This is a genomic window from uncultured Intestinimonas sp. (assembly GCF_944387245.1).
Taxonomy (GTDB): domain Bacteria; phylum Bacillota; class Clostridia; order Oscillospirales; family Oscillospiraceae; genus Intestinimonas.
Genome location: NZ_CALXEE010000077.1, coordinates 1 through 10,599, shown reverse-complemented (window position 1 = coordinate 10,599; position 10,599 = coordinate 1). Strand labels below are relative to the sequence as shown.

At 60.7% G+C, this 10,599-nt stretch carries 9 protein-coding genes and 1 pseudogene; 4 read left to right on the top strand and 6 right to left on the bottom strand.

Translation table 11 applies throughout. The features are described from left to right. From Q0K15_RS09405 to Q0K15_RS09390, 4 genes and pseudogenes are all read left to right on the top strand, one after another. The coding region (locus Q0K15_RS09405; protein ID WP_294515592.1) for an S-layer homology domain-containing protein at positions 1–2,376 on the top strand (2,376 nt) is incomplete at its 5' end. A 233-nt stretch (positions 2,377–2,609) separates the two neighbouring features. Further along, positions 2,610–2,900: a hypothetical protein gene (locus tag Q0K15_RS09400; protein WP_294515591.1), complete on the top strand. Its 291-nt coding sequence runs from the start codon at positions 2,610–2,612 to the stop codon at positions 2,898–2,900. A 54-nt stretch (positions 2,901–2,954) separates the two neighbouring features. Next, the gene (locus Q0K15_RS09395; RefSeq protein ID WP_294515590.1) at positions 2,955–3,836 is read left to right on the top strand and encodes a C40 family peptidase; all 882 of its coding nucleotides are present in this window, start codon (positions 2,955–2,957) and stop codon (positions 3,834–3,836) included. Positions 3,837–3,955: 119 nt separating this feature from the next. Next, positions 3,956–4,774, top strand: a pseudogene (locus Q0K15_RS09390) (DMT family transporter); the annotation flags it as partial. 130 nt (positions 4,775–4,904) lie between these two features. Here the strand turns inward: Q0K15_RS09390 and Q0K15_RS09385 are convergent. From Q0K15_RS09385 to Q0K15_RS09360, 6 genes are all read right to left on the bottom strand, one after another. Next, a complete protein-coding gene (locus Q0K15_RS09385) occupies positions 4,905–5,330 on the bottom strand; it encodes a serine proteinase (protein WP_294515589.1) in 426 nt (141 codons plus the stop codon). A gap of 244 nt (positions 5,331–5,574) precedes the next feature. Next, positions 5,575–6,030, bottom strand: a complete 456-nt coding sequence (locus Q0K15_RS09380) for a phage holin family protein (protein WP_294515588.1) — start codon at positions 6,028–6,030, stop codon at positions 5,575–5,577. 75 nt (positions 6,031–6,105) lie between these two features. Next, positions 6,106–7,623 (bottom strand): peptidoglycan-binding protein, encoded by a 1,518-nt coding sequence (locus Q0K15_RS09375; protein ID WP_294515587.1) that lies wholly within the window; start codon positions 7,621–7,623, stop codon positions 6,106–6,108. Continuing rightward, positions 7,620–8,060 carry a hypothetical protein gene (locus tag Q0K15_RS09370; protein ID WP_294515593.1) on the bottom strand — a complete coding sequence of 147 codons (441 nt, stop codon included), beginning with the start codon at positions 8,058–8,060 and terminating at the stop codon, positions 7,620–7,622. The genes Q0K15_RS09375 and Q0K15_RS09370 overlap by 4 nt, the downstream gene beginning before the upstream one ends. A 26-nt stretch (positions 8,061–8,086) precedes the next feature. Continuing rightward, positions 8,087–8,764 carry a hypothetical protein gene (locus tag Q0K15_RS09365; protein ID WP_294515586.1) on the bottom strand — a complete coding sequence of 226 codons (678 nt, stop codon included), beginning with the start codon at positions 8,762–8,764 and terminating at the stop codon, positions 8,087–8,089. Between the two features lie 14 nt (positions 8,765–8,778). Continuing rightward, positions 8,779–10,599: fibronectin type III domain-containing protein (locus Q0K15_RS09360; protein WP_294515585.1), on the bottom strand; the 1,821-nt coding region annotated here is incomplete at its 5' end.

Sequence of the window (10,599 nt, the reverse complement as noted above, 5' to 3'; positions counted from 1 at the left end):
ACCGGCAAGGCCGTCGGCACCGCCACCATTCAGGTCACCACCGCCGACGGTGGCAAGACCGCTAACTGCACCGTCACCGTCACCCAGGGGACCGTAGCCGTTATCAACTACTCCGTGGCACTGGACAAGACCCTGACCCTGAATCCCAGCGACTTTTACAATGTGTGCACCGGGGTGTATGGCAACGCTCTGGACTATGTAAAGTTTGACCAGAACTCCTCCAAGGGCACCCTCTACTTTGGTTATACGGAGAACGGTGGCGCCAAGATCTCCACCTCCAACGCCTACTCCTATTCCAACAACGCCAGCAAGCCGATTTCCAGAATCACCTTTGTGCCCGACGGCAACAGCGGGGACACCGCCACCTTTACCTACACCGGCTGGGACAGCGCCGGCAAGACCTACAACGGCACCGTACAGATCAAGCTCACCGCTCCCTCCGGCGACATCTCCTATAAAACCGGCAAGAACGAGTCCATCACCTTCAAGGACAGCGACTTCAACGACATGTGCAAAAAGATCACCGGGTCCTCCCTGGACTACGTGACCTTCGGCTCAGTGAGCTCCTCCAAGGGCACTCTGTATCTGGATTACGGCGGAAAGAACGAGGACAAACTCTCCACCTCCACCAAGTGCTACTACAACGACTCCCCCTATCTGAGCAATGTCACCTTTGTTCCCGCCAAGGACTACACCGGCACCTTCACCATCTCCTACACCGGCCGCAGCAACGCCCGGGACACCTTCTCCGGCAGCGTGAAGATCACTGTCCGCAAGAGCGGGACCACCATCTCCTACACCGTGGCCGGGGGCAAGACCGTCACCCTGGACGACTCCGACTTCAACAACTACTGCAAGGATGAGACCGGCTACAACATGGACTATGTCCAGCTCACGCCCCCCTCCTCCTCCAAGGGCATCTTCTATTACCGCTACGGTGAGAGCCGCTATGAGAAGGAGATCTCCTCCTCGGACAAGTATTACCGCTCCTCCTCCCCCAAGCTGGACGACGTGACCTTTGTCCCCAAGAGCAGCTACTCCGGCGTGGTCTCCGTCTCCTTCACCGGCCTGAGCACCAACGGCGACAAGTTCTCCGGCACCCTCAAGATCCGGGTTGGCGACGCCAGCGTGGAGACCATCCCCTACACCGTTGACTCCGGTACCTCTGTGAGCTTCCGGGCCAGCGACTTCAACGACTACTGCAAGAACGCCACCGAGTACAGCCTGGACTACGTCCGCTTCACCCCGCCCAGCTCTTCCAAAGGCGTGCTCTATTACCAGCGTGGCCAGAGCGGTGAGAAGACGGTCAACAGCAATACCTCCTATTACCGTTCCGCCGTCCCCAAGCTGGACGACCTCTCCTTCGTCCCCGCCTCTAACTTCACCGGCACCGTGGAGATCCCCTTCACCGGCCGGAGCACCGACGGAGACAGCATCTCCGGCACCGTCGTCATCACCTGCAATGCCCCCAAAGAGGCCGCGCTGATCCGCTACTCCACCGGCTCCACCCCCGTGACCTTCCAGGTCAACGACTTCATCAGCGCCTGTGCCACCCGGGGCGGCGGCTTCCTGGTCTCCGTCCGGTTCAACTCCCCCGTCTCCAATACCGGCAAGCTCTACTACGGCTATGAAAGCCCCAGCAAATACGGCGGCCAGGTCTCCTCTTCCATCTCTTTCGCCACCTCCGGCAGCAGCTCCATCTCCAACGTCACCTTCGTGCCCAAGTCCAGCTACATCGGGACCACCACCATCACCTATACTGGCACGGACAGCACCGGGAGCACGTTTAACGGCCAGGTGATCATCTCCATTACACCCTCCACCACTTCCCAGTACTTCTCCGACATGGGCAGCCACAGCTGGGCCGCCGCCTCGGTTGACTTCCTCTACGCCGGCGGCGTCACCACCGGCACCAGTGCCACCGCCTACGGCCCCTCTTTGAGCATCACCCGGGGCGACTTCGTCCTGATGCTCTACCGCGCTTTCAACCTCACCGCCAACACCACCGACGGCTTCAAGGACGTGCCCTCCAACAGCTACTACGCCCAGGCCATCGCCGTGGCCAAGGCCCTGGGCATCGCTCAGGGCTCCGACGACGGGCGCTTCAATCCCACCGCTCCCCTTACCCGCGAGGACGCCATGGTCTTCCTCTACCGGACCCTCAACCGGACTGGACGGACCGTCGCCTCCGCCTCTGCCTCCTATCTCAACCGCTTCTCCGACGGCAGCAGCACTTCCAGCTACGCCCAGGACTCTGTGGCCGCTCTGGCCCAGGCCGGTATCATCCAGGGCGATACCAACAGCCGCCTCAATCCCAAGAGCTCCCTGACCCGCGCGGAGATGGCCGTCATCCTCCACCGGGTGCTCACCCTGTAACCGCAGCTTTCGGCCCCTTCTCTCCTATGGGCCGGCTTATATGGCAAGGTCCCCGCTCCCGCGATTACCGCGGGAGCGGGGACCTTTTTGTGCATTTGTCCACGTCCACCTCCCCCGCTTCCCCATCGCTTTACAGTTTATTCACAATTTCCCGCTTTTTCCGGGGTTGACGAGTCGGTGACATTGTGTTACAATTTGGTTACAATTTTTAAGAAATCCTTAGGAGGCACATAATGGCCGAAGAAAAGATCCCACTGACCTATAAAGGTCACCCCCTGCGCCGCAAGGACAACCTGATCTACTACGGCAGCATGGCCGACAAATACATCATCATGCTCCAGGTGATGGACACCAAGAAGGTGGACGACTTGGATGTGGCCACCCGCGTGGCCGTTCAGCTCCAGCTCACCGATCCCGACCTCAAGAGCCGGGACCGCGTGGTCAAGAAGACGGAAAAGGACAGCCTGTATGCCGCTATGGATGTGGCTTCCGTCTGGCTGGCTCGCTCCCTGGCCAATAAGTAAGACAAACCGCACGTCATCCGCACCAAAGAGATTCTTGATGGAGGGGTCATACCAATGATACATTCTCGCCTGCTGCGCGCCGCCCTGCTGGGCACCGTTCTCACCGCCATGTGCACCATCGGTGCCTCCGCCGCCACCCTGGGCGCCGGTACTGTTACGGCCGACGCGCTTCGGCTCCGCTCTACCCCCGCCGCAGAAGGCGAGATCCTGGCTACCGTTTCCAGCGGCACCAACGTGGTCGTTCTGGATGAGGCCGAGGACGGCTGGTACAAGGTCAACTACAACTCCGTGGAGGGCTACATGTCCAGTGATTACCTGGACGTGGCCACCAAGGCTGAGACCGACCTGGGCTACGGCAAGGTGGACGCCGACGGTTCCACCCTGAACATGCGGGCAGGTGCCAGCACCTCCTTCGACTCCCTGTGCTCCATCCCCAGCGGCACAGTCCTGGAGCTGGAGGGTATCTACGAGGGCTGGTACAAGGTTACATATGCCGGCAACACCGGCTACGTCAGCAGTGACTACATCACCATCACCACCGAGCCCGCCGCCAGCACCTCCTCCGCGCTGGGCGATCAGATCGTGGCCCTGGCCAAGCAGTATCTGGGCACCCCCTACGTCCTGGGCGGCAACGGCCCCAGCAGCTTTGACTGCTCCGGCTTCACCAAGTACATCTACGCTCAGTTCGGCTACTCCCTCAACCGCACCGCTACCGACCAGCTCCAGAACGGCGTCTCCGTCAGCCGTGATGAGCTGCAGCCCGGCGATCTGGTTTTCTTCAAGTATAACACCAGCAAACCTGTCTCCCACGTGGGCATCTACATCGGCAACGGTGAGTTCATCCACGCCTCCACCAACCGCTATATGGTGCAGATCGACCAGATGAACACCGGCCACTATGCCAACGTCTACGTCTATGCCCGCCGCATTCTGTGAGTGCGGCGCCCCCCATCTCTGACAATTCCATCTGATCTCTACCGTGCGGGAGGCCCTCCTCCCGCACGGTTTTTACCGTTTTGAGAAATTGCCGGCACAGCCGGCAGAGGAGGCTCCCCATGGTTCGATCCGATCCCGCCCACAGCCGGCTGCTGGGCCACGGCATGGCCCTTTTCGTCACAGTGGTCTGGGGGACTACCTTTATCTCCTCCAAGCTGCTGCTGGCGGCCTTCACTCCCCTGGAGATCATGACCTTCCGCTTCCTCATCGCCTGGGTGGTCCTTTTTCTCCTCTCCCCCCATCCCATCCTCCCCAAAAGTCTGCGGGGAGAACTGCCCTTCATCGGTGCTGGCATTACTGGTCTCACCCTCTACTTTATTCTGGAGAACACCGCCCTGGAGTACACCCTGGCCTCCAACGTGGGCATCATCATCTCGGCGGCTCCCATGTTTTCCGCCCTGCTGCTGTGGGCCTTCCGGCGGACGGGCCGCCCCCGCCCCACCTTCTTTTTGGGCTTTCTCATCGCCATGAGCGGCATCGCCCTCATCTCCCTGGCAGGCGGAGAGGGGTTGGACTTGAATCCTCTGGGCAACCTCCTTACCCTGGGCGCCGCCCTGTGCTGGGGACTCTATGGGGTGTGTCTAGAGACTGCCGGCGGTCAGGGCCTCACTCAGCTTCAGGCCACCCGGAAGGTCTTTTTCTACGGCATCCTCACTATGCTCCCCCTTTTCCCCGTCCTGAGGCCGTCCCTCTCTCTATCCCCCTTCTTCGACCAGCCCGTGATGATCTTCCACATCCTCTACCTGGGTCTGGCCGCCTCCGCTCTGTGCTTTGTCTGCTGGAACCGGGCCATGGCCCTCATCGGCACCGTGGCCACCAATGTCTACATCTACCTCACCCCTGTCATCACCCTCATTGCCTCCGCCCTTATCCTGAATGAGCCCGTCTTGCCCCAGGCCTTGGGGCCATTGTCCTCATCCTCCTGGGCCTGTGGCTGTCCCAGCGGCAGTGAAGAAACGCACATAAAAAATGCCCGCCTCATACGAGGCGGGCATTTTGCGTTTCCATTCAGACAGTTTCGTCGTCGGTCTTTTCGTCGGCCAGAGGCTCCACCACGATGGGCTCCTCAGCGGGGGCCTCCACGGTCTCATCCTCACAGCTGCAGCCGCAGCCGCAGTCGCAGGTGTAGGCAGCCACATCGTCGTCGTTGATGTTGCCGGCCCGCTTGATCTCGGCAATCTTGGCCTTGTTCTCCTCCAGCCGCTGCTTGGCGGCGGTGATCTTCTCACACAGGGTCACATAGGCGCCCTCGGGAGCCATGCCCCGCTCGGCGTAGTAGAGCTTGCCCAGGTCAATATAGGCCTTGCGGATGGTATCCTCCTCGGCGGAGTTGGCAATGTTCAGCTTGGCGATGTCGGTGAGCTCCTTGGCCTTGGCCGCGCCCGCCTGCGCCAGATCCAGCGCTTTCGCCTTCAGGTCGTCAAAAGAAGTCATGAAAAAACCTCCTGTTCATTTTGCTTTGGGCTTCTGGCCTTATTCTATACCGGGGAACACAGCCGCGCAAGTGCATCCTTCCCGAATTAACCGAATTTTAATCAATTTGCAAGGCGGGGTACATAATGCGCACCCAGGTTCACCCACCGGATAGGCTATTTTAGCATGGTGGGAACTTTTTGGGCATTGGCATTATCACTAACTTTTATCCGTTAGTAACACGCTTCTGTCCAGAAAACCTATTTTACTCGTTCTTTTCTCCCGTACCATCCTCCGGCACCACCTTGTTCCCCGCTGCGTCCACCGCCGTCTTGGCAGCAGCCAGACCCTTGAGGAGGATGGGAGGCACGTCCACGCCCAGGGCCACCATGTTTTCCAAGATGCTGGTAATCTCATTGATAATGTAGATGGCCAGGACGAACCAGCCCAGCAACTGAAGGAACGATAGGTCTACTCCAATGGTAGCGCCAACATCAATAAACATGACCGATATGCCAAACGAGATAGCGATGATGATCCAGTAGGAGACCTTCTTCACGATGCCCATAAAGCCCTTGCCGCTGTTCAGGGTGTTGGTGGCCTTGGCCTTAAGGATGCCGTAGATGTAGTCCACGACATTGAGCAAAAGGAAGAAGGCAAACAGGGGCCAGTGGGCGCCGAAGAGATAAGAACAGCCGGCCAGAATGGCGCCCCAGATCAAGTTTGCCTTATCCGCAAACGCAGAAAAGATACTCCCGATGAAAGCGAAGAAAGCGTTTTCCATACTTAGCTCCTTTCAAATGCTGGCCGCCCACTTGATGAGCAGCGCCTTGACGTTGTCGGCGGAGTAGTCCCCGCCCTTCCAGTAGTCGGGGGAGTCGATCAGGCCCGCACCGGCCAGCTTGTCCACGGCGGTGTCCAACTCGGACACATCCTCCCCTGCCATGGCGGCCTTCACCGCCGCCCGGAAGTCGTCCATGCTCTTGCCGTGCAGCGGGAACCAGTGCCCCACGTCGGCGTGGTTGGAGGCGATGCCCAGGGCGTGGCCCTCGCTGTGGTCCAGGACGGCGGTCATGGGGTCCAGGCCGTAGGTCTGGCAGAGATACGCCGTCAGGGCCACCGCCCTCCCCCAGGCCGCGTCGAAGTAATCCTGCACCTCCGCCGGATTATAAGCCAGATACGAGCCCCATCTGCCCGCCAGGGCGGCCAGAGTGGCGGGGCCGCAGGAGCCGTCCACCTCCAGGCCCAGGTCCTTCTGGCAGGCCCGAAGCGCGGCATCGCAGCCGGGGCCAAAGCTGCCGTCGATACCCTTGGGATCGTAGCCCCGGGCGGCCAGCTCCTTCTGGAGCCGCTCCACCGCCCAACCGGTGTCGCCCCGCTTGAGGGGATCCCACTCCTCCGGCAGGAGCCGGCACTCCTGGGGCTCGCAGATCTCAAAGGAGAGATGCGTGCCGTTGGCCGTGCCCGCCTGGCTGCCGGCGTGGCCGCCCCGTGCAGTCCAGGGCAGGGTCTGGAGGGTGACGGTGTCGTCCACGATGGCGTGGACGGCGGCCTTGGCTGTGGGGGTGTCCCAGCTCTGGGCCAGGGCCCGGGACATGACGCCTGGGGTGGCGGTGGAGTGGACCATGATCCCCTTGGGGGTGATGGTACGGCCTCTGGTGTAGCAGGGGTTCTTGGTCATGAGTCTCTGGGTGATACCTTCCATGGGCGTCTCCTCCTCTTTCTTCAGCCAGATCAGGATAAGGTTTTGGGACGGGTCCCTGCCCTCGATGAGGATCCTCGCCTCCCGGTCGTAGTAGTTGACCTTGCGCCCACCGTCACCCAGAATGAAGTCGGTCCACCCCTGGGCTTTGGCCCAGGCCCGGAGCTCCAGAGGCGTCATGCCGTCGGCGCCGTCCGGGAAAGCCACCAGGGCCAGAGTACCGTCCCTGAAACCCCAGCCGGCTCGCCCTCTCCGTCCGCCTACATCGGCGCCGAAGATCATGGGCTGGTCCTGGCCGTGGTAGATGCCGGCACAGTTGGCGATGTAATTCCGCTGAGGCGACATGCCGCCCTTGGGCACGATCGCCACCCCTACGTCGGGTCCCTCGTCCCAGCAGAGGGCGGGGTATGCGTAGTCGGGATCGCACTCCACCACCTGTCTGTCGGCCTTCAAGGGGCAGACGGGCTTCCAGTCCGGCCCGTAAAAGTTGCCGGTGATGGCCAGGTCTGGCCCCTCCCGCTCCACGATGGCGGAGAGAGGCAGCTTGTCCTGGTTGATGTAGATCTTCATGGACCGGATGCGGTCCATGGGGATGTACTTGGTGATGATCATGCTGTCACGTCCTTTCTCTGTGGCCCCCAGAGCCGGTAGGACGGCCTCTCTCCGCCCTCCACGGCCCAGCGAAGCCAGTCAAAAATGGGGATAAAGGCAAGGCACAGCCCCCACCAGACGGCGGCGAACTGTGGGCAGATCTGTCCCATGAGATTGCCCGGTAGGCCGGAGTAATCCCAGATGCCAAGGCCCAGCCAGACATTGAGCACCAGCCCGGCCGCCAGCTCCACGGCGGTCACCAGAGCGGCGCAGGCCAGGGCCTGGGCCCACAGCGGACAGCCCCATGGCAGCTCCGCGCCGCACCGTTCCACAGGGATGGTGAGCACGATGGCGAGCACGAGCATAGTCCAGGAGATCCGCTCCGGCTCTCCTCGCACTGTCTTGTAGACGACCTCCAGGAAGAAGTAGATCGTCCCGCCCCAGGTCCAGAGGAGCATGGACAGCACCCACCGCCCCGCCCCGCTCACGGGTTCATGGCGGCGGAGGCCGCCAGCACCTGGGCCATATTGGCCGCAAGGTCCTCCGGAAGGTTGTCTGCGGAATATGTAATGCTGCCCAGCTCCTCCGCCGTCTCCGCCCGGCGCGCCCAGGTGAGCAGGTGGTTGCAGAGTGTGATATGGTAGAGTTTGTGGGAGATGGAGGCGGTGGAGATCGTGGTGATCTCCTCCGCCGTGAACATCCGACACAGCTGCCCGTCAGCGTGGTATGGGTAATTTGCCGCGCCAGAAATAATGGCATTGTAGGCCGTGGTCAGGTTGATCTGGTCCGTCTCCTGGAGGGAAAAGTGTTCCGTGCCCTGAGAGGTCTCCACATCCATCCCGGCCACGATGGCCGCATTGCAGGCATTGGAGAGCTCGGTCTCCTTTGCTGCCCGGGCAGACGGTAGGCGGTCAGCGGTGATCTCCTCCTCGGTGCGCTCTACGGCCCGCCCATCGTCCAGCTTGTATCTGGGAATTCCGTCGGCGGTGTAGATGCCACCATCAAAATAGTGCGTCTGACACAGGTTGTATCGGTCTCCCGTGCCCTCGTCTATTTGTGTCCATCCAGTGAGGTCACTAGGGGTCGTATACCCGCCCTCGCACCGGATGATACGACCCCGTTCATCGGTTTTGACATAGACTTTAGACACAATTTCGTCCATGTGTTCCTCCTTTCTCACAGCTCGGCGCTGAAGTCGATATAGCCCTGAAGTAATCCGATCCTGTAAATTGCGCCCTGAGTTAGGCCGCCACTGAAACTGAACGAAATGTTGACTACTCCTTCGGCGTCTATATAAGAGCATAGAATTCCAGTCGGACTAATCCCTGTGGCTATGCTTGCAACCCCTATTCCGATGTCATTAAACGCACTAATAGAAATGGACGGATTAACACGCATAGCAGGAATTTTCAGCAGGACATTTAGTTCCGTTGGAGACATTGCAATGCCGAACCCAATGAGCGTCCCCTCCACATAAGGGAACCGATTAAAAAAGTATTTGCATTTGGCTAACTGCGTCTGGTAATCGTCGTCAGGCTGGGGAAGAAGCCGCCACGCGCCGGTGGAATCCTGATACCCCAGGGTCTGGCCCTCCCCCTCCTCCAGCTTGTAGGCAAAAATCCTTTCTCCAACGGTGATCCATCCAAGGCCAAAATAGCTAAAAATGTCGGTGCTTCGGGTCCACCCGGAAACAGTCTTGGTGGAAGAAAGTATCTTTCTCCTCCCATCGGGATATTGCTTCAAACAAGACAGGGTGAGGGTCTTTCCGTTGTAGCTCTCCTGATCTTCGAGGTAATACCGGACGGCGCAGTTGGGGCCGCTTTCGCAGTAGATGCCGCCGTGATCGTCCGCCTTGGTGAGGACGGTTTGGATGCCGCCGTTGGAGGACTGGATCTGGAAGCGGTCGGGAACATAGATTTTATTGGGCACCCCGGAGTAGCCGTCCGGGTAGCGCTGCCAGACCCGAAGGCGGCCGTTGACCAGCAGATTGGGCCGCACGGCACGTGGAAACTTGAAAAAGGTTTCCAGCGCCTTTCCCAAGTCACCGCCCAGATATGCGGGGACTCTGACGGCCTCGGCCAGAGTCAGCGGGAACACGTTTTTGCCATCCTGGGTGAGTTGCCCAAATCCGCCCGCCGCCGGGAAGGCGGGGACGGCCTTGGAGTAGGTCCAGGTCCTGGTCTCGGTGACGGGCTCCGGGTCGGCGTCCACCACGGCGGTGATGAGGATGCTGCCTGCGCCGGACGGGAGATCCATTACGGGGATTCTCTGCTCTTGCAGGCTGTCCACCTGCGATTGGGAAAACAGCGCTCCATTGACTGACACTGATACGCTGATTTTGTTTCCGGTGTCTGTGCTGACGGAGAAGGCCACGTCGTTGGTCAGAGTCCCCAGGCTGCCGTCCTGGCCACTGATGGACAAAGTGGATTCGGGAAGCACCTGAATTGAGTTGGATGTGACCCATGCGCCTCCACCGGCAGAAAAGACGGCCTGCACCCGGTACTGGACGGAGGTCCAGGCTCCGGCAGTGTCGGTGTATTGGAGACCGGCGCCAGAGTAGACCTGTGCCCAGTCTGTGGAAGCGGTTTTGCGCTGGAGGGTGTAGCCGGTGGCCCCGGCCACGGACGTCCAGGAGATGGCAATGGATTTCCCCTCTACCGCCATGGATGGAATAGAAATGGTTGTGGAGCCGTAGACAGTAAGGCTAGAGGAGGTTTTAAAATCGCTGGTGATGCCCAGGCTATCGTAGGCTCGCACCCGGTACTGGACTGTTTTTGCCCCAGTGGGGACGGTGTCGGTGCAGGTGAGGGCGGCTCCGTCGTAGACCTGGGCCCATTCTCCTGTGCCGTTGGTCTGCCGCTGGACCAGGTAGCCCGTCACGTCCCCGTCGGGGTCGGCGGCGGCCGGCCAGGAGAGGGAGAGGGCCGCGCCGGCCTCGGCGAAGGGGGGCACGGTGAGGGAGGCGGGGGGCGCGGGGGCCTGGTTGGGGAGGACGGT